This window comes from Ruegeria sp. CF1, assembly GCF_056537445.1.
Map to the genome: position 1 here is coordinate 26,933 of NZ_JBQFRN010000018.1, position 23,894 is coordinate 50,826.

The following is a 23,894-nucleotide window of genomic DNA, read 5'->3' on the forward strand; positions in this document are numbered from 1 at the left end:
GGGTATTTGTGCTGGATTGAGCGGTGAGGACGTTGCTGTCGTTTCTGCATCTGACGAAAATGTGCGTGTGATCCAAGGATTGCTTCCGGGATGACCCGGCTCAAAATCATCGGCTCAGGGTCGTACGATAAAGTCCCGACCAATGGTGAAAAATACGGCATGAGATTGCGCGCGCGGGTCTGTCAATTCTTCACGCATGCGATACCTGTAACCGGTACTCAGGGTCCAGTCTTTGGTCAGCGAGTGCTGATAAGAAGCCGTAAAATTAGCCCGGTCGATTGTTCGGGTGAGTTCGTCGCTGACCGTATAGGCCGCGTTGAGGTTGATGTTGGACACCGCGTTGATGTTATGGGTATACCCCAGAAACAGAGCGGTTCTCAGGATGTTACCCTTGTCTTCGTCAAAATCCAGAGATCGCGCAAACCGTGCGTTGAACTCACCTCTGGGAAGTTGTTGCACCCAATCGAGTGATCCGATGAAATCGGCGCTGTCCAGTTCTGAATCCGCGACGCCGGCGGTAAACGCGAACTCGCCGGTGGGTAATTCGAGGCTGCGCCCTACCGTCAGGTTGCGAATGTCGCCATCTTCGGTGACGATTTGTTCGTACCCGGCCTCAAACGTGCCGTTCGGCATGTCCCGTTCGAACCGCAGCAGTCCCGACGGGCCATCAGTGCGGGTAACAACACCGAACTCCCTTGTGTCGATGGTCGTATAACCAAGCTGCGATTCAAGGCGCCAGATCGATGACAGTTCCACGTTTAGGCCAAAATAACCAATCTTGGTCTTACGACGGGTTTGTTCGGCATCGTCTTGATTGAAGAGCCGATAATCAGCACCCAACACGCCTTCCACCAATGGTGAAAAGCGCAAAAACAAGTCGGCGTCCAGATTGGTGCGGTCATTGTCGGTCAATCCGGGATCTGTGGTGTCGGTATAACGCAAATCCAGATAATCAGCGGCCAGAGCGGCCCCAATGGGCGCTTCCTGACCCAGTTCCAACGCCAGACCTGCTCTGTAGCGCTCGCGATTGCCGGTACCGTTCAGATCATCCAGATCCGGAGGCAGTTCGATCTGGCCATCGCTGTTTTCGAAGTCCTCGAGCGGGCGTAGGAACTGTACGTTAGACTGAAGGTAGCCGACATTGAAGTTGAATGCGGATTGCGCACCCACACGGCCATAGTCCAAATCCAGTCGCTGGTCGTCCAGCCCCGAGTCTGCACCGGGCCCATCGGCTGCGCGCAGCACGGTAGAGGCCACCATTCCGATCCGGTCAAGTGGAGTTTCGTGGACCAGTCCAAAAGAAAGTCCTGTAGCGGCAAATGTGGTTCTGCCCTGGCTGACGGGGTCAAGGTCCAGATTGTCGTCAGTCTCGATACTCTGGCTGAACCCGAAGGTCAGTTCAGTACCAGATTCTTGAGCTAGGGCGGGTGACAGATAGCAAAGAGACCATGCGCCAGTCAAAAGGGTGTGATAGATCAGATGCCGTCTCACAAGTGCCTCAATATTTCCGTCTTTCTGTTGGGCCCCCGATCCCATTGCTTGTTTGTCGTATCAGGCCGTACGTTTTCCTGTACGTGGTTTTCAGAGCTATTTATAGTTCTGAATGGGCGAAACCTGGAAAAAGCTCCAGTTGTGCGCTCTTTGCCCCACTCAGTACTGAGTTTGTTTCCGAAGAGGTAAGGCTATGTTTCATGACACACTGCGAAAAATGGTAAAATCTGTCTGCCACCACAAAGTTGTCTTACATTGTCATGAAGTGTTTGAGGTTTTGGAGCCTAAAGCACTCGACATTTAACTTGCGACATATCCAGCCGCCTTAAAGTAATTCCAGTACTCTTGCGGTGAGTAGAGATCGCAGATTTTAGCAATTGTGTGCTAAACACGTCGGTGAAGGTGCGCACCACACCGGCGCAGATGGGCTTTGAGCCTGGGCAACGCCATTTAATGGGGTTCGGGCCGGGGCCGTAGGGCGGCAAAACAAGAACCAGCCCCCTGCTTTTGCATAACTTTGGCGGCCTGCGTGTTCTTGTGGCTGGCGAGGTCATCGAGCATGACAACCGTCTCCGGTGAGAGTTCCGAAACCCGTACTTGTTCGACGTAAGTGGTGAGGGCCGGACCGTTCATTGCACCCTTGATCATCCAGGACGCAATCATGGCATCTGCGATCAGGCCTGCGATGAACGTTTGCGTCCCCCACGACTCGAAGGGTGCATCCATTACTAGCCGTTCCCTGTGCGGGGAACGACTATGAAGGCGGGCCAAGTTTATTTTCCCCGACGTCGCATTAACAAAGACAACGCGTTCACGATTGGTGGAGACCGCTGGAGCGCGATATACGAACCAATCTTTGCGCTGTGCCGTTCGGCAGCGACCGGTGACTTTTTTGTATGTGAACCCGATCTGCGCAGGAACTCCCCAATGGCGTTCGGATGCACTTGAATGCCCGTGGTGTCCAACAAGGTAGCAGCCAGTTCCTGCATCGTGATATCCCCATACTGCAAGATCAATTCGGTGAAAAAGGCGCGGTGGTGCGGGTCAAGTTTGCCTTTGTCTAGGGGATGGCCCTGCGGCGTGGGCTGGCTCGACCTGTGCGACGGATCGCAAGCGCCCAACACGCCCCTGTGGCCGGTGAGAGTGTGTGCCACAAACCACCCCCGGCCCGCCCAGCCTTCTTCAATGTATCGCTGGAATGTTCGAAGCACATCTGGTAACGGTGCTGACATGATCCATCTTCCCTACCGGGATGTTAACACCTTCAGCTCAAACGGAATCCCCCGATTTAAGTTTTGGGCGGGTGGCTTTAGGGTGTGTAATACTATGGAGTTTGGCTGGCCCGGCCACCGATTTCTATCTAGGCGTGATCCGGAAGTGTATCTGCGGATACAACTAAAGAAACTGGCCGCATCGATCGTTTCTTATATTGGAATGTAAATATGATGAACCGCCGAGGAAAGTTTTCGGCGGTTCAAATGTTCAAAGCTGATGTCAAACTAAGAGATCAACGTATCCTAGCGGCATGGCCTCATCGAAGATCATGATCTCCGACATAGTCCCGTCAAATGCGTGTCTGGTTTCAGAACCGCCATCGGTGCTGCTCCAGCCGAGGCCGCCAATCTGCAGGTTTTGTTTGTTCGTACTTAGCTCGAAGTCGAATTCCTGAACATCCACAAGTTCGCCGTCAACGGCCAAGCCGACCATGCCGTCACCAAACCAGACCTGAACGTCATAATCCTCGTGCGCCTTGATATCTTTAAAAACAAGAACCATGTCGCTGTCTTCGTCTTGAAAACGGGCCTGCAGGTCGTCGCCGCGTAATAGGATTGACATATGGTGCCCGCCGCCATCATAGTATTTGGCGTCTTTGGAAATCAGCCCCTGCTGCCCCTTTAGATCATCGGCGTTGAAGGTGAACGAAACCGTGCCTTCGGTCAACTCAAGGTCTTGATCGTGATCAAGGTTGATGATGTGTTTTTTTCTACCATAAAACTCGGTCGTGCTGCGCTGATAGACGAGATTGGCGTCGGAGTTCTCTGCAGGAGGGGCAGGGGGCGCTTCGTTCACCACGATACGTGCAGTTGCGGTATCGGTATCGATACCGTCCGAAATCGTGTAGGTGAAGCTATCGGTGCCGCTGAAACCCGCATTGGGGGTATAAGTATAGGTGCCGTCTCCATTGTCGGTCAAGGTACCGCTGGCGGGTTGATTCACGCTGGTTAGGGTGATTGCGTCGCCATTGGCATCGATGTCATTGGCTAGCAGATCAGTGGTCACTTTCACCACAAGGTCCATGTCCTGATCGGCAACAAGATTGTCGTCCTTCGCGTCCGGCGCCGTGTTACTTGGTGTGGACGGTGTGTCGTCACCTGGAGCGGACGGTGTGCCATAGATCATGTCCTGCATCTGTGATGGGGACATTTTTCCTTCGATGATGACGATATCAGAGATGGTGCCATCGAACTCATTGGAAAAACCGGCCTTACTAGAGTTGCTGCCCCAGCCAAGCGCGCCGATCTGCAGGGCCTCAACATTGTTTTCCCAAGTCATTGCAAAACTGGCAGAGTGAACCTGTTGTCCGTCCAACCAGATCGCGACATTGTTGTCGCCGAAACTGATCTGGAGGTCATAGTCAGTATTGGCTTTAACCCCGCTGATACGGGCAATCTCGTCCGAGGACCCGTCTTGGAAACGGACAATTAGCGTTCCATTCTCGATGTAGGCGGCCAAGTGGTTGCCACCACCGCTGTAATAGCTGGCATCCTTGCTGATCAGGCCCATCTTACCGGACACGGTGTCAGCATTGAAGCTGAGCGCAATGGTTCCGGTTTGCAGCTCCAATCCGTCGTTATGAGCAACCTCAATCACATCCCCAGAGCTTTTGATATCATGCGTGCCCAATACGCTAAAGGCGGTGTTCTCCAACTGATTAGTGTCAAGCTGGCTCTGATCAGAGTCGGTGCCGGTATCTGTTCCGGTGTTTCCGCCTGTATCATTGCCAGTCCCGGTATCGGGGTCGGGTGCCGGCGTCTGTGCGGAGCTACCGTTATTGTACGATGTGCCATCTCGCAGTTCCATAAGCCTGCCAACGGCACCGAGGCCCGTGGAAAGGTCTATCGGGCTGCCTTCGACCGGTATGAAATCCTGCCACTGGCCGCCATCTCCGCTGAACAGTTTGTTCAGATCGGCGTCGCGACCAAAGACATAGTTGTCGTAGATGCTCGGTTTGGAGCCGGTAGAATCGTCGGAAATAATCTTTACAATATTGTTTCTGACAATAGCTCCACTCGCATTATTTGCCAGTATTATGGTTCCTCCGCCACCGCTGGGCCAAGGCATGATTGTGTTATCCTGAACGATAACATTCGAGGACGGGCTGTCGAGAGTTATGCCGTGTGGCGATCCGACATTAATCAGGTTTTGTTCTATGAGAAGGTTCTGATAGCCGTCGCCTTTCGCATCCGCGAAGAAAAAGCCTTGTGCCGGATGGTGACCTGTCGACGGATCATCATAAAGGTAATTTCCACGGAATATAAGATCTGTGGGGTTTCCATCAGATGTGCCGAACATCTGGATCATGTCCGGGTGATCCGGGTAAACGGAATGCGTATCACGTAGCGTGTTGTTCTCTATCAGGCCAAAATGGGTCGCCCCTTTGATCTGCATGATGTCTGATTGTGCATCGTGTATGTAATTTTCAGTTATCTCAAAGTTGGTGACGTTGGCCATCGTGATCGTGTTATGACCGCCACCGATGTCATTGTTATGCACAACGAGGTTGTCAACATCCCGGAAATATACGCCGGATTTGAGCGCGCTGTTTGTGATGGTTATGTGATGCGCATTATGCTCAATGCGAGGTTGCCCGTTGATGACCAGTCCGTCCAAGTGGATGTTCGATCCGCCTGAAATATCGATGTCGTTGAAGGTTGCACCTAAAGAATTGGCCGCCTTAATCGTGACCTTGGAAGAGAAATCCGCGGAGAGGTTGAGGGTTCCATAGTTGCCATTGGCCAGCAGGATCGTATCCCCCCCGTTGGCTTGTGCTAGCGCAGATTGCAGCTGGGAACTGTTTGAGACGTTGATGGTTGCCATTATGATTAGACCTCATTCTGGCGCGGCAACTTTAACTTACCGCGATGAGTGGTTTCAGTTTTGAAGGGAACTCAGTAACCAAGGCCCAGTTCGCCATCCTTCTAACGGGACACAAAATCTTTAACCGCCAAAAGACAGCATCTAAGTGTTGCTACTCGCACATTACTTGTTAGGCAGACTGTTTGGTGAGTGTGTTTTTTCTGTTTGGTGAGTGTGTTTTTTCTGTGTTGTTTTTACGACTTTGCTAAATTTACTACTGTGGCGATCTGGCCCCATCAAGTCCCAGAGAAAGCATCGGCATCTTTCCCGCATGATAATTTTCAGATCAGTTAGCAAGTAGATGTAATATTAGAACCAATCGACATATACAGCGACTTGCATGATCTGAATGTTTTATATTTTTCAATATCATGGCTAGCTTTTCTTGGGTTTGTCGCCGTTCCCGTGTCACTTTGGCGAAAATCCGCCAAAACAGTAACCTGATCTAGTATGGGTATCCCCGCAAAACCCAGAGCATGCAGGCTTGAGCAATATTCGACCCGATTAAGAGTGTTGGCAGCGGATTTTTCTCGGATTGGGCTGCCTTGGCAATATTCATCATCCGTGATAAGCGAGGAGCGGTTAAATCCTTCCCAACAGCAGCGTAATTGGGGGCAGGATAGTACGCTCTCATGAGTGTTATTGATTTTCCCGGCACGATGAGACCACCCCGCTGGCGCGGGATGATCAAGATTTGTAGTCTGTGCAGGCGGCTTGAGCAGCCGATTGTAGCCTGCATAGCCGTCCACTTGCAGAGTACCTGAGAAGCCCTTGAGGATAGGCATTGCTCCAGCGCCGCTTGCCGGAAGGGCCGACAAGGACCTCCATATGGTGCTTTATATGTCCCACCAAAGCCGTCTCCATTCCAGAACTACTCCTGGAAACGGACTCGCGGATCACAACACTACAAGGCAGGCGGGGGCAAAACACCACTTACGTTTTAGCTGGGAGAAGGAGCGGCGATCAATAGCAACCATTCAGAAAAAGATCATCAAGCCAAGCTGCCGGGTTGAGATATAACTTAATTCATGCGCCAAAGTCTGCTTGCAGGTCAACAACGGCATAAGGCTAGCTGTGGGCGACTTTTTTGAATAGTAGGGCCTTCTTTACTGAGATACGAGAGCTCTTATTTGCAGATACACTGCATACAGTAGATAACGCAGGTTTTGCGGCTGTCCTCGCCACGATGCCCAGCCATAGCGAACTGCTTTTGAGTATTGGCCGGATGCCCGATATCCTCCGGCAATGCGGTGGTAATGGTGGGGCAGTACGCCTGGGTAACACGCCAAAAGATCTGTATGTTTTTTCAAAATATATTCTTGCGCCAACAAGCGCTTTTGCGAGAAATGGGTAACGGAGTTGCCCGTCAGCCGCTGCACGACAAGATTGTCATCAACAAATGCGATTGGTCCAACGGCTGCGATACGCAACATAAGCTCCCAATCAACCAGCGCAGGGAGCGCCTCATCAAAGCCTCCAATATGTTCCAAGATATCGCGCCGTACGACCAGCATTTGGGTAGATATGTAATTTGTGCGCACGAGGCTGGGTAGAATGTTACCATCAAGCGGGTGGATGGTAGGGTCCGGACAGCGCTTTTTTACTGGAGTATTTGGGCGAGTATCTTCTTTTACGAGCATTCCGCAATAAGCGGCGACAAAATCGCTACCCTCCAGACAGGCCATCTGGCGTTTCAATTTTCCGGGGAGCCAAATGTCGTCGCTGTCCTGAAATGCGATCCAAGGCGCTGTAGTGGCGCGGACGCCTAAGTTGCGTGCTTGACTAGGGCCTCGTTTGCCGGAGTTATGCAGAACACGTAATCTGGGATCTTGAATACTGTCTAGAATAGCAACCGTGTTATCGGTTGAACTGTCATCGACAGCGATCAACTCAATCGGATGATAATCTTGTGTTAAGACGCTTTCAATAGACTCACGCACCGTTGCTTCTCGATTGAAGCAGGGCACTACCACCGATACGAGTGGGTTTTCAAACTTCACCGTCGCGTCCTCTTCTGGCTGTCTTGTTCAGTTATCTGGGGTTCGCCTTGTTCGAACCGCGTGTAGCGAGGCTCTGTCCTGGTTGCAGGAGTAACTTCGGTTTCATCATTGGTACAGTCAGAGGTGTAGATCCAGGCCCCGGCTCCGATGAAAAACATCACGAATGCGGACATCGTATCCCAGATGTGAACGGTAATCAGCGTAAAACAAGTGCTGACCAGAACAATTCCATAAGCTGTTCGGCAGCGGTTTACGTCTTCGCGAGATATGGAGGTCCGAGCCAGAGCCAATAAATGCAAGAGGCATGCTAAGGCGATCAGGCTGAACCCTACGAAGCCATATCGCATAGCCATGACCAACCAGAAATTGTCAACCGAAGGTGTAAGCCAATCTGGCCGAACCCAGTCGTTGAAGCCAAGACCGAATATCGGGTAGTTCCAGACAGAATCCCACCCATATCTGTTGGTTGCAATGCGTGTCCAACCGGTGCCGGGGTTGAAGGTCAACGTTTCGATGATGATTATGATAGGGGTTCGGTTGGATGCTAGGTCAACCGCAACATACGCAGTGACTGTCAATGTCAACAAAAGAAGCCACCGCCCATGCATCATACGGTTCCAGATCAGCAATCCGATCTGTACACCACATGCTATCAGAGGGGCGGAAGAAAGTGACATAAATGACATGCCAATCGCTAGTAGAGCGGCCATCATCGCTAGGACTGACCGTCCAGAAAACAGATAGAGGACATTTGCCAGCGCAATGGAGCAAAATAGACCAAACAGAATTGGATGGTGAAAAACCGAATACACCCGCTCCAGACCTAGTCTGCCGTAAGCACTGTTCGCTCTAGAGGGGGCATCAAATATGATACTAAATAGTTCGGGGAGTATCAGTCTCCCAGTTATGGATTCCACCAACGCAAAAGGAAGAAGGCAGATCATGGCAATCAGCATAAACTTGATCATGGCCTTATAGTCTTGTGCATCGCGGATTAGAGCGCGTCCGGCAAAATATCCTCCAACAAGTTCAACTACGGTAATCCCAGCGAAGGGGATGCGCCCGGTTCCGTGCACCACGACAAGCGACAGCATGATCCAGAACCCCGCCAGAAGGAACAAAGTATCTACTAGTGTAAAACGTCCGGCCCGACCTTGTAATACCTTTAGGGCAAATGGAACTGAAAAGATCAGCAGAAATAGTCTGTTAGGTGATAACCGCAGCCCAACCACCTCGAGAGAAATGGGCAGTAAGATAGTCAGCAAGAAAATGATTAGGAGTGACGAAAAAGTCGTTGCCCGCTTGTGGGGAGCCCTTATCTGCTCCTGCCAATTAGTTGTGGCCACATAAATTCTCCATGTGAGCCAATCCCGAGCGATCCGATATACTTGGGTTGCAGGGAAAGACTATCATATTAACTTAGCGTAATTTCTAATAAACTGCCAACTCGGGAAGCGATCAACAATAACCCTTGATCTAAGTTTATAGCGCTCGCGACTACAGGCCCAATCTTCGTCACCTTTGTTACATGAGTCAAACCACTCAATCTCAGACATAAGCATATGCTAAAGGCTATTATTAAACCTCTTTGGTCAAGCCGAAGCGTCCGATCGAAATGGAGGCCAGCTCAATTGGGTCAGGACGATTCCATACCCGGAAACCTATGCTTGAAAACATATCCGATACACATCTTCGTCGCGGTTTGTTTCTTTAGGCCGCGCCGATAGTTGACTCTCTTTACGGTTAACCCTCTACATTGATAGGAAGTCTATGATGCCGCAAGTTAGCTGTTCACAAATTTTACGCCAACACCTGTAAGTAGCGACAAGTCGAAGATGGTTGCAAACAGTAGCTTATGCGTCGGTTTCCTGACGAGGTTAGCAAATTAGTATATGAACCGCATTCTTCATATCACAGCTGACTTTCCAGACATTTATTCGAATCGAAAAACTGTCGCCGTACAAAATTTGATCGAAGGTGTGCCAGAGTTCGAGCACAGTATTATTTCGATCAATCGCATTAACGGCTTAGGCGGGGTGAAGTTTCTTGGTCACGATAATGATGTTACGACACTTTCCTATAAAGCGCCCCCATATGGTGTTTTCCTTAAGACTTTCCTCCACACGTTGGCAGATCAGATTCTTCAGGATATCCAAGAAAGCCGCAGGCGCGTTGATATGGTACATGCCCATAAGTTGACCATTGAAGGAATAGTCGCACACCAGATTTCGCAGGTTTTGGGTTGCCCTTATGTGTGCACAATTTGGGGAAATACTGACCAAAAGTATATTCGAGCTAAGCCTATGATGCGAAAAAGTTGGCATAACATCGCAAAACAAGCTGCTTGGTTGTTCCCTGCCACCCCGTGGGCGGATCGATACGTTTCCAAAAAGCTTTGGCTGAACTCAAAAAAAAGTAGCTTACTTCCAGTAGTCACAAAAGCTAAACACTATCTCCCTCCTTGCGAAACCCCGAGACGGTTGGCAACAGCTTTTCACTTGGCGGGGTGGAAAATGAAAGGGGTGCCAAGACTCCTTATGGCGCTGCGGCAATTACGGGGGACGGCATACGAGGTAGGGCTTGATATTCTTGGCGGTGGCAGCCCGGATCACACTAACGCACTTCAGCGTGAAATTAATAAATATGGTCTCTGCGATCTGGTGACTCTTCGGGGTGCGATTCCTCATGATCAAATGGCGCAGGAACTGAACAGATATTCGGGATTTGTCCTGCCAACCCTGCGGGAGACGTTTGGCATGGTCTATATCGAGGCGCTGTTTTCGGGTGTTCCGATCCTCTATTCAATGGACCGGGGTGTCGATGGATTTTTTGATGAACAGAATGTCGGGGTACGCTGCAACCCCACATCGGTTACGAGTATTGCCAAGGGCATCGAGAAAATTCTGGACAATGTTGGCCCCATGAAACACGAAATCGCCGTGTTGCAGAAGACAGGTGATTTTGATCGTTTCCGTCAGCATAAGGTTTGCCGCGATTACGCCAATCGCGCAGCTTTGATTATCACGGGCGGGCATTCTAGGCTCCAGACTCATTGAGTTTCAGAGCCAGAAGATGACGGCGGCTGCGAGAGCGATGGCTGAGGGTAACACTTTCGGGCATCTATCGTAGCGGGTTGCTACTCGGTGCCAATCCTTCAGCCGATCGAACATGATCTCGATACGGTTGCGTCGTTTGTACCTGAGCTTGTCGTATCACACCGGCTTGACGCGAGACTTCTTGCCTGGGACGCAGGGCAGTATCCATTTGTCTTTCAGAGCCTCCCGAAACCAGTCGGCATCGTAACTGCGGCCAGTGACCTGCCCCCCCGAAACTTCCCTCGTTGTGATGTAGAGTTTGCTCAACCTTTTGAAGGAGCAAAGAGTAGCTTAAGCTTCGCGGAATCCTGTCCAAACATTGGGGAGTAGCTCACAGATTCTACTGGGCTGACATAAAAACTCTGCATACAGTTGGCTTCACTATCGGAATCGCCAGCGCATAAGAGTCCGATAAAGACGGAGTTGCGAGCTAACTTTCCAAGCTAAACCACGTGCAGAATTAGGATCGTCAAGATAATGGCGTATATAGTGCTCATCCATATACTTGCTGACGCATAGGCGTGAGTACAGAAAGGATTCAAAGCCCTGATGATACCCAAGCTGGATAGAAAAAAGATGGGTGTAGCCCGCAGCTAACGCTGCTTTCCAGACTCGAGAGGAAAAACGACCAAACGGAAAAGCAAAAAGCGTAACCGGGAGCCCCAAGCGATCCTCAAGTTCGATCCGTGAGTTGGAAAGCTCGTGATCAAGTTCCTCATCCGAGATGGTGGTTAGATCAACATGCGCCATTCCATGCGATCCAATAGTTACGCCATTTTGCGCGAGTTCCGCAATCATTTCCCAACTCATTCGATTGGGAGAGCCTACATAATCAACGGGAATGAATGAAATAAACCCAGGTATTTCTTCGTTCATCATATGGCGATTATAGATCTGTGTATAATCGGACAATGAGGCGTCATCGAAAGTCAGAAGCACGGAATTATCTATGTTATATGATGGTTCCTTGCAGCGGGTCAGGAATTGATCTGGCGTTATTAACTTATCCTTGAAGAGAGCAAGGTCCGATTGAAACCGCGCCTCGGTCAGGGTCCAGTCGTCACCGCCCTCCTGTTTTCTCAGTTCGTGATAATTAAGAATAATCATAGCGCGCGTATTAATTCGGCTGCCTGTGTGCCCCAAGCCTGCCAATTCAGGTGTGTCTCAAAAGCATTACGGCTTGTCTGCCTCAACCTTTCTAGGTGGTTGGGCTCCTTTATCAGACGGGCGATGGCCTCCGCATATGCTGCTCCCCCGGCTTTTGGTGGAACTAAAATCCCGGTTTCGCCATTCATGATTGCGCCGGGAACACCTCCAGTGGCGGGTGCAATGCTTGGTAATCCATAAGACGCGGCCTCACAAAATACGATTCCGTAGCAGTCGGCGCGTGTTGGTAGGATAAAGAAGTCTGCCTCTTCATATAGTTTTGTTAGCTGATTGAGTTGCGCAGTATCGTTTTTGTTAAGGTAAGGAATAATGGTCAACCCTTCGATATTGATTGCAGCGGGTGGTGTACACCCACAAATAACCAACTCACTCTCAACGCCGGATGATCTGAGGTGATTCAACGCGTCAATTGCGATTTCGGCTCCCTTTTCGGTCCAGCTTACACCAACGAAAAGTAGTCGCACAGGGCCAGGCTTTCTTGGCTGCAGTGCTATTTCTCGTTTCGGTGGGGTACGTATATTAGCGCCCCAGGGTATAACGTGAACCTTCTGAGGATCTGCTCCGTAGTCTTCAATTGCTGATTTAGCGGCCCATCGCGTTGGGTACAAAATAAGGTCCGCCCGCGCAATGGTATTTCGTTCCGCCAAATCCATGGAAGATTTTGCACGGGGAGACAACTTGCGAAAATTAGGATGGTAGTCTTCAGCCAATCTGAAGGTGGTATCAGACGAATAAATCAAAGGAATCTCTTTAGGTGTATTCCAGGCGAAAATTGATCCTGCAGGCGCAAAAACTAGATCCGGAAGCTCCGCCTTTACTTTCCTCGCGCTATCTTTAGCATATTGCTGGATAATGCGATCTTCAAAGACTGCGGGGCTGCGCGGTAGATCAAGTGTTTTTCGCAACCTAGCAATCACCTGATAGGGTTTGAGAAACCATGCGCTCAATGGGCCAATATGTGTTATGTCGAATCCTTGGTTCTGGAGTGCTTCCGACATATTTTTTGGAGTTCCAGACCAAAACTTAACATTACGTGAATCGCCAATCGTGGTAAGTCCGATACGCAGATTCTTGGCCCTCTGATTTGAATTATGGCGCATTGATCAGCCCCACCTGAGTGGTCTAATTCGATTTTTAGTGCATGATCGGACTTTGGTCCATAGAGGCGAAAGATATCGGGACTGACGGGCGGTAGCCCGAAGTGCTGAGGGGTAGTCCAATGTGCGAAAGCTTTCTAAGCAAGCCTCCATCACATCCTCAGAGTAGAAAGTCAGGACAACAACACCAATCATAAGTATGATACTCCACTTCTCGACTATTGAGTGCTCTAACACCCGACATTGCGCCATTCAGGTGTAGAGTTTTCAGTCTTTTCGTAGCATGGCGGACTGGCATCGCTGTCCGAGTTTGCCGAAGTTGCGCTAAGAAACACAAAAAACTGCTTTAGCGGGGGAGGTTCAAGCTTTGTTCACTTCTCAATAGTCATCTTATTTTGGCTGTGCCATTCATGGGCTACGGTATCGGATAATCGCGCCTCCCAACGTCCGCAAATCCGACAGTAGCATTTTATGGTTTTTCGTAACCCATTTTACAGTATTGGCTGTGGCTCTGATTTTGTCCTTCATAGGCAGAGTTGCACGCATAACAGCCTTTTGGTTTGCCCAGATCTGCTGTGAATAGAGCGACGAGAAAACGGTCTTGGCCTTTGGGTTGAACCAAGCGAGTCTTTGGCGTCGGTTTGCGATTTTTACGGAGCGACTTTTATGGTCTCTCCATAGGAACAACTCTTCCGGGACGTATTCAAGCGAACCATGCAAAGCAAGCTCAGCTAACAACGAACGGTCTGAGCCGACAAAAGGCGAAATGGCAGGGGTCTTTTTGAGAATCTCCAACCGAATGAGGCCAAAAACAGTCACGCAGGCATGATCCAAGGCCATGGCCCGCGCAAAACGCTTGATCGGGTCCGAATCATTGAAATCCCATTCTTTCGCATAGTGCCCCGTAACTGTGCCTTCGTCGTTGACGCACTTGGCGCGCGCCTGGGCCAGAACCACAGCGTCATCCCTTTCCAAAACGTTAATGCACTTTTCCAGATATTCCGGCTCGCAGAGATCATCGTGCGCCATCCATTTGAAGTAAGTCCCGGAGGCCTGTTCTACACAAAAATTGAAATTCGGAGCGGCACCGAGGTTTTCAGGATGACAGTGGTAGATAAAACGGGAGTCTTTTGCGACAAAGTGGTGGCAAATATCTTCGGTTTCATCTGTTGAAGCATTATCCGCGATAAGAACTTGGAAATCTCTATAGGTCTGATTTGCAAGGCTTTGCAGTGCAGCTTCGAGAAAATTTGCACCATTGTAGACTGGCAATCCGATAAACACTTTACTCATTCTCTTGTCTCCCTGCCACCCTTGATGCGGAACGAATTATGTCCAGATTTTATCATCAGACTGTGGCATGATCATGAGCCCTTCAAAATCTTAAATAGTGATTGACGCTCGTTTGTATTAAGCGCCCAGAATACAAGAATTGTTAGGTATGCGATCTCGCCAATTACACTGAAGAGTATCAAGTCCATCCATCCATCAGGGGTCTTCAACAACCGTAATCCGCCCCAGACCAGGGCACCACCACAGGCGGGCAGAAGGCCACTCAATAAAACATCATTAGCGAATCTCCGAAGAGAAACGTCAATTAGCCTGAGGCAGAGCCCCCAAAAATAGCTTAGTTGTGCACCGATAGTGATTATCGTGAGGGCCGCTGTGATTCCTACAGCGCCAAACCCAAACCATTTGAGGAAAATCAACATCAAAATCAATCCAGCCAGTTGGAAGAGGAAAGCAGGCAGGTTGAATTCTCTTACGTGGGCCGTTGCCGTTGCGGTGATAGGCAGCAGCACCGTCGCATGTGAAAACGGAAAGATTATCATGAAGAGCACGATGATGAGTGCTGCATCAGAATATTCGGGCCCGAGATAGATATTAATAAAAATGTCTGCATATATGATTAAAGGAGTGGCTAAAGCCATGGAAGCCCAAAGCGCATACCGCCCTCCACGAAGCACTGTAGAAGCTAACCTCTGACGATCTTCCAGCGCATTCATAGCGGTGATGGCCGGTTGTAAAGGCTGTGCAGCAAGGCTGATGGTGCTGTGCATCTGCCTAAATATGGTGGCTCCAATATAGTAATTAGCCACACCAATTGGCGTTCCGTAAAGATTGAGCAGCAAAGTCGCGGCATTAGTATACATGATGGCTCCCAGCCTGCCCAGAGTTGTCCACATACCAAATGAGATCAGTTCCCGCGCTTTGGTAAAATCGAAGAGCCTCCTTTCGAAACGTAATTCCTTTACTAGAAATAGTGAGCGTAGAAGAACAACAGTCATGAACGTCATCTCAGAAATGAAAGTTGATACCACGACCCAAAGCACAGATGTGTCGAATACCAGAAGGAAGTAGACCACCAACCCGGCACGTAGGAAATCCCGTAGAATCTCGAGTGATTTCAGCTCGAAATAGCGTTGCTTAACCTCGTAAGCTGTCGTGAAGGGAATCATGATCATCTGCAGGGTAAAGCTAGTCACCAATAAGCTTATCATGATGCGTGCATCTTCAACCATTCGGGGAGCGATGTTGAAGACATGTTCAATATTAGCAGCCAATAGAAGGCCGGTTGGGACGAAAACACCTGCCGCGGCCAGCAAAGTAGGCAGCAGCGATGATACGATACGTCTAACTTCAGAAAAGTCCCCTTTTGCGTATGAATCCAGAATGTAACGGCTAATTCCACCCGTAAAGAAAGAGAAGAATAGAGGTGCGAATACCAACAGAGACGTGACGACTGGTAACACAGCGAATTCTTCTGCGGGCAGGCGTTTTAGAAGATATTGATACACCCACATCAGCACCAGGAAATTCACCAGACGGGCAATTACGGTGCTGAGCGAATTGATCGCGACCAGTTTTTTGGAAATGGCGATATTCTTGTGCTCGACCGCCATGTCCTATCCCGCGATGACGGCGAAATCCGGGTTCAGGCCCATGTTGCGCACCTGTTCGGTGATCTCGGCCTCGTAAAGCGCGTTTGAGATCAGGACCAGATCGGGGCTGACACCGGGCAGGGCCTCGGGGGCGATCACCGGCAGGGCGACCCCGGGGGCCACCAGCCCGTGTTTGCGCGTATTCAGATCGACCAGCGCCACCAGCGGGCGGGCCGCATCACCCAAGGCGTTGGCGAATGTGATCCCCTTGGAGCCCGCGCCCCAGATGACCACATTGCCCTCAAAACCTGACAGCCGGTCGCGCCAGAGATCCAGTTCCGCAGTGGCGGCCTGGCCAAAGGCATGGGCGGCGCAGGCGATATCGGCGGCCCCGGGATCCAGATAATCCGGCTGGGGCGCGGCAGGCCGAGCCTCGACCATCAGGAATTGCTCACCATACCCGGCGCTGACCGAGATCGGCTCGAACCCGGTGCGGCGGAACAGGGTGGTGATGGCAGGGGCGCTCCAATAGCCCACATGTTCATAGATCACGTCCCACATGGACACCGCATCCAGCATCCATCCGGCATTTGGCACCTCGAAATAGATCGGTACATCGCGATCCCCGATGGCGCGGCGGATATCGGTCATCAGCGGCACCGGCGCATCCACATGTTCCAGCACATGACGGCAGAGGATGGCATCAAAGGGTCGGTCCAGCTGATCCGAGCAGAAATATTCACCCACAATCTCGACATTGTCGCGGGCGGTAAAGGGGGTCTGCTGACCGTCCATCGAGGGGTCGAACCCGGTGGCGGTGGCCACGCCGTATTTGGCCATCAGGTCCAGCATATGCCCGTCGCCGCAGCCGATCTCGACCACATGTTTGCCTTTCAGGCCGTGACGGTCCACCAGACCGGCGGCCAGCTCTTCGGCAAAGGCCTGGAATTTGGGCGAGAAATGCAGCGCGTTCTCATAGCCCGGCGCATAGACCATGCGCGCGGGATCAAAAGCACCGTTCCAGATGAACCCGGTTTCTGGGCAGAGCTTCAGATCCACCGTTCCGGCAGGGGCGGCGCGGGCGGCATCGGCATCAGGCCAGAGCTGGTTGCAGATGACCGGCACCTGATCCAGCCGAAAGATGTCTTGCGCGTTCTCGGCGGTGCAGAGGGGAAAGGTTATGGTCATACCGCCACAAGCTCCGGGTTCAGGCCCATATCGGCCAGTTGCGCGCCAATTTCAGGCAGGTAGATCGGGTTCATCACAATCACCGTGTCGGGCGGGGCGTCTTTCAGGCTTTCAGGGCTGGACACCAGATGCCCGGTGCCCGGCAGGTATTTGCCCTGCTTGAACGGGTTGATGTCGATGACCTGCGCCACCTCAGCCCCCAGATCATTGGTGGTCAGGAAGGACACACCCTTCGAGCCACCGCCCCAGATGGCCACCCGCTTGCCCGCACCATGGCGCGATCGCACGAAATCGGTCCAGTGGGCGCGGATCTCGGCCACTTTCTGCGGGAAGGCCGCAGCCAGGGCGCGCACCGCGTCCAGATCATCCTCTTGCGCCAACACCGGACGGCTTGCTGCCGGTTCCGCATACTGGATGATATATTGATCGTCATAAGCCAGATACAGCTTGGTCACATCGAAACCGGCCCGCCGGAACAGCCGTGCATGGCTGCCTTGGGTGAAATACGAGCAATGTTCGAAATAGATGTCCCAGAACGCGCCTTCCGCAAGCACCCTGTACACATCCGGGGTCTCGAAGAAGACACCCACATCCGAGCGTTCGCCGATCACCTGCGCGATCTCGTCCATGAAGCGGCCAACCTCGGGGATATGTTCCAGCGTGTGGCGGCAGGCGACGAAATCAGGGGCCTCGGCGATGGTGGCAGGGTCGAAATATTCGCGCTGAAAGGTGATCTCGTGCCCATCCGCGCCGGGCAGGCGTTCGGGGATGAAACCGGGATCAACACCCAGACCGATCGTGCCGGTCTGATCCGCCAGTTCCTGTAGAAATTCACCCTTGCCGCAGCCGATCTCAAGCGTGCGCTTGCCTTTCAGATCGTAAAGCGAGGCCACCTCGGCCGCCAGATCACGGGCAAAACGGTTGAAAGTGCCGGAAAAATGCTGACTTTCCTCGGTGGTCGAGGCGTAATCGACCTTGGACAGATCGAAAACGGAATTGAAGACAAAGCCGCAATCGTCACAGAATTTCAGAACCAGCGGATGGCGCGGGAAATTGCGCGCCTCATCCTCGGTGTCCAGCAGAATGCAGCTTTGCACCGGGATGGCGTCCAGCCGGTAAATCTCTGACAGGGTCTGCCCAGCACAGGCCGGGCAAGAGGTCAGTTCAGTCATAAATATGCCCTCCGCCGTCAGGATTCGACGATTTCCAGTTCCGGGATCGGTACAACGAACTTGCCGCCGGCCTGCAGGAAGGCCTGCTGCTGGCGAATGATCTCGTCGCGGAAGTTCCAGGGCAGAATTATTACATAATCCGGATTATCATCCATCAATCTTTCGGGCTCATCGATGCGGATACGCACGCCGGGCATGTATTTGCCCTGCTTGTGGATGTTCTTATCCACCGCGTATTCAATGGTCCGGTCGTTGAGCTGTAGGAAGTTCAGCATGATCGTGCCCTTGGCCGCCGCGCCATAGGCTGCGATGCGCTTGCCATCGGCTTTCAGATTGCCGACCAGCTTGCGCGCCTGATCGCGGAAGGCCCGGACGCGGGCACCGAAGCTCTTGTAGTAATCGAACCGATCCAGACCCAGCTCATGCTCTTCGGCCAGGATATCCGCAACAGCCTGCGTGGGCACCGGTGTCTTGCCAAAGAACAGCCGCAGTGATCCGCCATGGATTGGCACCCGCCGCATATCGTTCAGATATAGCCCGTGCCGTTCAAACAGTGTTTTGGCCGAACCCACCGAGAAATAGCACAGATGCTCGTGATAGATCGTGTCGAACTCGATGAAATCGATCATGTCGCGGACATAGGGAAACTCGACCACAACCTGCCCGTCATCGGCCAGCAGTTCAGCCATGCCTGCCACCAGATCATTCTGGTCGGCCACATGCGCCACCACGTTGTTGGCGATGATGATATCGGCCCGTTTGCCTTGTGCGCGCAATTCGCCGGCCACGCGGGTACCGAAGAAGTCGATCACCGTGTCGATACCCTTTTCGCGCGCTGCCGTGGCGGGTTGCGAGGCCGGATCGATGCCCAGAACGTTGATGCCTTCGCCTTTGAAGTTCTGCAGCATATAGCCGTCGTTCGACGCGATCTCGACCACCAGATTATCCGGTCCGAGCTTGCGTTTCTCGATCAGTTCCAGCGCGTTTTCGCGGGAATGCTTCAGCAGATCTTCGGAGTAGGACGAGAAATAGACATAGTCGTCACCGAACATTTCTTCCGGCGGGCGGGTTTCCAGCAGCTGAACCAGAGTACAATCGGGGCAATAGCCCAAACGCAGTGGGACCAGTGACTCTTTATGCGTCAGCCCACTTTCTTCCAGCAGACCGTCCGAACGGGGCATCAGACCGAGGTCGAGAATGGGTGACAACCCCTTATGACCGCAGGATATGCAGCAGACTTTGGCGCTGTCGGCCACGAAATCCGAAGGGTCGGCTTCCTGCACGTTTTCAGGGGTGCGCGAAGACACTCCGTTTTTGGTGTGCTTCAGGGCCACATCAATGACATCATCGGCGATCAGCTTTTTGATATGGCCGATCCGCTGATAGCGGGGGCCTTCGAATTCTTCCAGCGTCAGGTCCTGCGCCAGATAGGATTCATACAGCGATTGCGCGCCCTTGCGGGCATCCCATTGCGGTTTGAAATGCGGCATCACCCGTTGGATCTTGTCGCAGTTCACCCGATAGGACCGTTTGTCGGGGCCAGCATCATCGGCAAAGGTCACCTCGCAACCCGGAACCACATCGGCCACGATCTCGGCCAATTCGCGGATCTGATAATTGTGCTCGGTCACGCCGACATTGAACGCCTCGTTGCGGATCTTTTCGACCGGCGTGTCCAGCGTCGCCAGAAACGCGCGGCTGATATCTTCGATATGGGTGATCGGCCGCCAGGGCGTGCCATCGGATTTCATATGGATATTGCCCGTGGTCACCGCCCAGGCGACGAGGTTGTTCAGCACCAGATCAAACCGGATGCGCGGGCTGACCCCATAGGCCGTGGCCGAACGCAAGAAGGTCGGGCAGAAGGTATCATCCGCCATCTCGGCCAGCGCCAGTTCGGATTTGACCTTGCTTTCGCCATAAGGTGTGACCGGGTTGAAGGCACCGTTCTCGTCGATGAAATCCGCGCCCGACGCGCCATAGTTCGAGCAGGAGGACGAGAACACAAACCGCGACACCCCGGCCGCCTTGGCGGCGCGGGCCACGCTCATCGTGCCCTCAAAATTGATCTCATAAGTGGTTTCGGGTCGAAAATCGCCTAGCGGATCGTTCGACAGTGCGGCCAGATGCAGGACGGCGTCAAATCCCAGCAAATCTGCTGCCTCAATATCGCGGATATCTTTCAAGATCGTCGGCACTTGCGGCATCTCTCCGCCCGGAGCGAAAGTGCAGCGCTCATACAGGTCGCTGTCGATACCCGCAACTTCATGTCCGGCTGCCTCCAGCATGGGGGTCAGCACCACACCGATATACCCACGGTGACCAGTTACCAATACACGCATATTATTTCTCCCAAACCGCCCAGGGGCGTTCACCGGAATCCCACAGCTTTTGCAGATTGTGCTTGTCGCGCAGGGTGTCCATCGCCGCCCAGAATCCGTCATGAGGATATGCCATCAGCTGACCATCCTTGGCGAGATTCTCCAGCGGCGCATGTTCGAACATGACCATGTCGCCTTCAATATAGTCAAAGACCTGCGGCTCGAGGATGAAAAAAGCACCATTGATCCGACCCTCGGCTGTCTGCGGCTTTTCCTCGAACGCAACAACCTGGTTGCCCTCAAAGCGCATATGACCGTAGCGCGCGGGCGGACGCACCGCAGTGATCGTCGCCAGCTTGCCGTGGCTGCGGTGAAAGGCAAGCAGCTTGTGCAAGTCCACATCCGATACGCCATCGCCCCAGGTCAGCATGAAAGTCCCGTCGCCCATATAAGGCTGCAGTCGCTTGACCCGCCCTCCGGTCAGGGTCTCACCACCGGTTTCTATCAGATCGACGGTCCAGGGCGCGTGATCCTGATCGTGGCGCACCACCGGTTCAGGATGTCCCATATTGACCGTGATATTGCCCGCCAGCGTCCCGTATTCCGCAAAGTAACGCTTGATGTAATTGCCCATATAGCCAAGGGCGACGGCAAAATCGTTATACCCGTAATGGGAATAGGTCATCATGATATGCCACAGGATGGGCATACCTCCGATCTCGACCATTGGCTTGGGCCTGACCGAGGTCTCCTCTGCCAGACGCGTTCCCTTGCCCCCGGCGAGAATTGCAACTTTCATGGAAATTCTCCGTTAACACAAATGTAATCGTAAGCTTGCCAAAGAGACTCTGGCAAAGAAATAGGCCAATTTTATGGAATGAAGCGTTCCTCCGGAAACTGACAATATTTTACTCGATACCGTATTCCAATTAGCGGAAATATGGTGATTTTTCACCTTTCTCAGACCAGAAGCGTATCCGTGAAGATGAAATCATCGCTGTTGAGATCCAGCCCGTAGACACTGTTCAGAAGGCCGACAAGCTCGTCAGCATCGCCATTCTCGCCCACCCGCCAGATCGCGGTGCCCGGTGACAGGCCCGGCGCATCGGTGCTGAGCACGTAATCCGCGGCAACACCCGCCAGCTGCACCTGATCGGTGCCCGAGATGAAATCGTAGACAAAGCCATAATCACCCTCGCCCGCATCAGCCCCGATCCCGTCGTCGTAATAGGTGCCGTTCGCATCCCCGAAGACAAATACATCCGCGCCGCCAGCGCCGACAAACACATCTATCTCGCCCTGACCCGGCGTGGCGCTCCCGGTATCGACGGCGACCTGAACCTCAGCGCTGTCGTCGCCCTGGATAATATCGTTGCCGGTGATCTCAGTGACCGTCAGATCGCCGAAGGTGACATCATAAAAATGAGCCAAAAGATAAATCGAACCAGTTGCAGGCGCTTCATCTAGACTGAAGGTTTCAATTCCTTGTACAGTCCAGTCTATCGGCTCAGTGGTACCGTCTTCCCAGACCTTCAGGCTGTACTGCCGATCATAAATCCCCACCTGTTCGACACTCACCTTGAAGTTGTAGGTCAGGCCCTCGGTTAGGTCGAAATTCTTGGCACTTACCAGTTCAAAAAAACTATGATAGCTTGTGTTCCTAAAATGCTCCGTATATGTGAACGACGCACCTGGTTCATAGCCTGTATTGAGTTGAGTGTCGTTTTGACGTTGAGTATGCCCACCCCATAGCATACCAATGCCAAACGCTTCGGCCACCCCAACCGGATCATCGTTATTCAGATCGTGCATGGTTATGGTAATGTTGAGTTCATAATTGTCCCAATTTTGATCTCCCAAAACCAAAAGCCGGTCATAACCAAGGTCAACCGGACGGATCCCGTTGGCATCCCAAGACCAAGTCCCGTCAACGATCTGAAGCACATCTTGGGCATCCGTCACTGTGTCCCAGTCAATGTTGTAATTCGGGTTCCAGTCGTTGCCGGATTCATATTCGATCACAACGTCTCGGCTGGCCGTTGTACCGTCGCTGAGCATGGCAGTTATCGTGACAACATCATCTGTGCTTGATCCGTCCAAGTCGGAATAGGCGAGTTCAACGTTGAAATCACCTTCATTCTGCAGTCGGCGAGTGTCAGCCCCCATCAAAAGCGTTTGTTCTGGTCCGCTATTAAGGGAATAAGTCAGCGAGATCGGATCTCCACCGACATTGCCGAGGATGTTGATCCATTCCTGCCCTTCCCCCGGAATACCAAAACTTTGGGTGAGGCCATACCAGACATTGATTGGGTTACCGACAGAAATTGTAGTTGTTGCCGTATCCTCAAACTCCCCATCCGAGATGGTGTATGTGAAGCTATCGATTCCATTGAAGCCGCTATCAGGTGTATAAGTATATGTTCCGTTGCCGTTATCGGTTAGGGTGCCATTGGCTGGCTGGGTCACATCTGTCAGGCTGATCGGATCCCCATTCGGATCGCTGTCGTTGGCCAGAAGGTCTGCGGCCACATCCACCACCAGCGCCACGTCCTGATCAGTGGTCAACCCGTCATCCACCGCATCAGGCGCAATGTTGACCGGAGTATAGGTGCCATCCTCGTCCGTGATCGGATCAGCGCTACTTTCGAAATAGTCCACCCGGGCGGTATAGCCTGAGGCCTGACCAGTATTGCCAGCAAAGACCCCTGTCTGCGAGACGGTCAGAGCATGGCTGAAGCTGCCCGCCGTTACCCAGGAGATACCGTCCAGCGAATATTCCATCACCCAATCATCACCGATCCGCTCGACCCGCAGATAAGGCGCCGTCCCTCCGGGAATGGCGGTTCTGAAGGCATTGCTGGAATTGCCGTTCACCGTAGTGGCCGCAAAGGCGTAAAGGTTGCCACCGTCCGAGTAGGTGTCGAAACGGATCCAGTTGTCCGCATCCTGTTCGACCAGTAGACCCTGAAGTTGGTATGCCTCGGTCGGCGTGGTTAGGAACCTGGTTTCGATCTGGAAATCCGCATCCGCTGTGGCCTGCATCGCACGCGCGCCGTTGTTATTGTTATAGACATCATAGTTGCCATCCGGCGTGACCAGATCCAGAAACGCATCCGCGGCATCCGTTCCCAACGCATGGGAAATGCCCGACGGGCCCTCGATCGTCCAGACCGGGTTCAAAACATTGGATGAAAAGTCATCCGAAATGATACCGCTCGGGGAAGGAGTGCCGTCACTTACGGTGATGGTCGCCGTTGCCGTATCCTCAAACTCCCCATCCGAGATGGTGTATGTGAAGCTATCGATTCCATTGAAGCCGCTATCAGGTGTATAAGTATATGTTC

The 23,894-nt window shown here is 52.4% G+C and carries 16 protein-coding genes and 2 pseudogenes; 1 reads left to right on the forward strand and 17 read right to left on the reverse strand.

Going from position 1 to position 23,894, the window contains the following annotated elements; genetic code table 11:
- Positions 1–114: 114 nt before the first annotated feature.
- The 7 genes and pseudogenes from ACRZ96_RS20355 to ACRZ96_RS20385 form a co-directional block, all read right to left on the reverse strand.
- On the reverse strand, positions 115–1,491 hold the full coding sequence (locus ACRZ96_RS20355; RefSeq protein WP_480815015.1) for a hypothetical protein: 1,377 nt from the start codon (positions 1,489–1,491) through the stop codon (positions 115–117).
- 450 nt (positions 1,492–1,941) lie between these two features.
- Positions 1,942–2,217 (reverse strand): hypothetical protein, encoded by a 276-nt coding sequence (locus ACRZ96_RS20360; protein WP_480815016.1) that lies wholly within the window; start codon positions 2,215–2,217, stop codon positions 1,942–1,944.
- Between the two features lie 47 nt (positions 2,218–2,264).
- Positions 2,265–2,723, reverse strand: coding sequence for a transposase (locus ACRZ96_RS20365; RefSeq protein WP_480815017.1), 459 nt, complete (start codon positions 2,721–2,723; stop codon positions 2,265–2,267).
- A gap of 262 nt (positions 2,724–2,985) precedes the next feature.
- The gene (locus tag ACRZ96_RS20370; protein WP_480815018.1) at positions 2,986–5,589 is read right to left on the reverse strand and encodes a cadherin-like domain-containing protein; all 2,604 of its coding nucleotides are present in this window, start codon (positions 5,587–5,589) and stop codon (positions 2,986–2,988) included.
- A 749-nt stretch (positions 5,590–6,338) separates the two neighbouring features.
- Positions 6,339–6,425, reverse strand: a pseudogene (locus ACRZ96_RS20375) (IS66 family transposase); the annotation flags it as partial.
- Between the two features lie 309 nt (positions 6,426–6,734).
- The gene (locus ACRZ96_RS20380) at positions 6,735–7,628 is read right to left on the reverse strand and encodes a glycosyltransferase family 2 protein (RefSeq protein ID WP_480815019.1); all 894 of its coding nucleotides are present in this window, start codon (positions 7,626–7,628) and stop codon (positions 6,735–6,737) included.
- Complete coding sequence (locus ACRZ96_RS20385; RefSeq protein WP_480815020.1) at positions 7,625–8,974, reverse strand: hypothetical protein; 1,350 nt, start codon at positions 8,972–8,974, stop codon at positions 7,625–7,627. The genes ACRZ96_RS20380 and ACRZ96_RS20385 overlap by 4 nt, the downstream gene beginning before the upstream one ends.
- 546 nt (positions 8,975–9,520) lie before the next feature.
- On the opposite strand from ACRZ96_RS20385, the gene ACRZ96_RS20390 reads away from it, so the two are divergent.
- The gene (locus ACRZ96_RS20390) at positions 9,521–10,684 is read left to right on the forward strand and encodes a glycosyltransferase (protein WP_480815021.1); all 1,164 of its coding nucleotides are present in this window, start codon (positions 9,521–9,523) and stop codon (positions 10,682–10,684) included.
- Positions 10,685–10,687: 3 nt separating this feature from the next.
- Here the strand turns inward: ACRZ96_RS20390 and ACRZ96_RS20395 are convergent.
- From ACRZ96_RS20395 to ACRZ96_RS20440, 10 genes and pseudogenes are all read right to left on the reverse strand, one after another.
- Positions 10,688–10,936 (reverse strand): annotated as a pseudogene (locus ACRZ96_RS20395) (transposase); the annotation flags it as partial.
- A gap of 168 nt (positions 10,937–11,104) precedes the next feature.
- Positions 11,105–11,830 (reverse strand): polysaccharide deacetylase family protein, encoded by a 726-nt coding sequence (locus tag ACRZ96_RS20400; RefSeq protein ID WP_480815022.1) that lies wholly within the window; start codon positions 11,828–11,830, stop codon positions 11,105–11,107.
- Positions 11,827–12,990, reverse strand: a complete 1,164-nt coding sequence (locus ACRZ96_RS20405; protein ID WP_480815023.1) for a glycosyltransferase family 4 protein — start codon at positions 12,988–12,990, stop codon at positions 11,827–11,829. Before ACRZ96_RS20405 ends, ACRZ96_RS20400 begins: the two co-directional genes overlap by 4 nt.
- Positions 12,991–13,395: 405 nt before the next feature.
- The gene (locus tag ACRZ96_RS20410) at positions 13,396–14,280 is read right to left on the reverse strand and encodes a glycosyltransferase family 2 protein (RefSeq protein ID WP_480815024.1); all 885 of its coding nucleotides are present in this window, start codon (positions 14,278–14,280) and stop codon (positions 13,396–13,398) included.
- A 71-nt stretch (positions 14,281–14,351) separates the two neighbouring features.
- Complete coding sequence (locus tag ACRZ96_RS20415; RefSeq protein ID WP_480815025.1) at positions 14,352–15,890, reverse strand: lipopolysaccharide biosynthesis protein; 1,539 nt, start codon at positions 15,888–15,890, stop codon at positions 14,352–14,354.
- Between the two features lie 3 nt (positions 15,891–15,893).
- Positions 15,894–17,057 (reverse strand): class I SAM-dependent methyltransferase, encoded by a 1,164-nt coding sequence (locus tag ACRZ96_RS20420; RefSeq protein WP_480815026.1) that lies wholly within the window; start codon positions 17,055–17,057, stop codon positions 15,894–15,896.
- The gene (locus tag ACRZ96_RS20425) at positions 17,054–18,229 is read right to left on the reverse strand and encodes a class I SAM-dependent methyltransferase (RefSeq protein WP_480815027.1); all 1,176 of its coding nucleotides are present in this window, start codon (positions 18,227–18,229) and stop codon (positions 17,054–17,056) included. Before ACRZ96_RS20425 ends, ACRZ96_RS20420 begins: the two co-directional genes overlap by 4 nt.
- Positions 18,230–18,246: 17 nt before the next feature.
- Positions 18,247–20,571, reverse strand: coding sequence for an NAD-dependent epimerase/dehydratase family protein (locus ACRZ96_RS20430; RefSeq protein WP_480815028.1), 2,325 nt, complete (start codon positions 20,569–20,571; stop codon positions 18,247–18,249).
- 1 nt (position 20,572) lies between these two features.
- Complete coding sequence (gene rfbF, locus ACRZ96_RS20435; RefSeq protein WP_170802998.1) at positions 20,573–21,349, reverse strand: glucose-1-phosphate cytidylyltransferase; 777 nt, start codon at positions 21,347–21,349, stop codon at positions 20,573–20,575.
- 161 nt (positions 21,350–21,510) lie between these two features.
- Positions 21,511–23,894, reverse strand: a 2,384-nt coding sequence (locus ACRZ96_RS20440; protein WP_480815029.1) for a cadherin-like domain-containing protein, incomplete at its 5' end; no start/stop codon positions are given.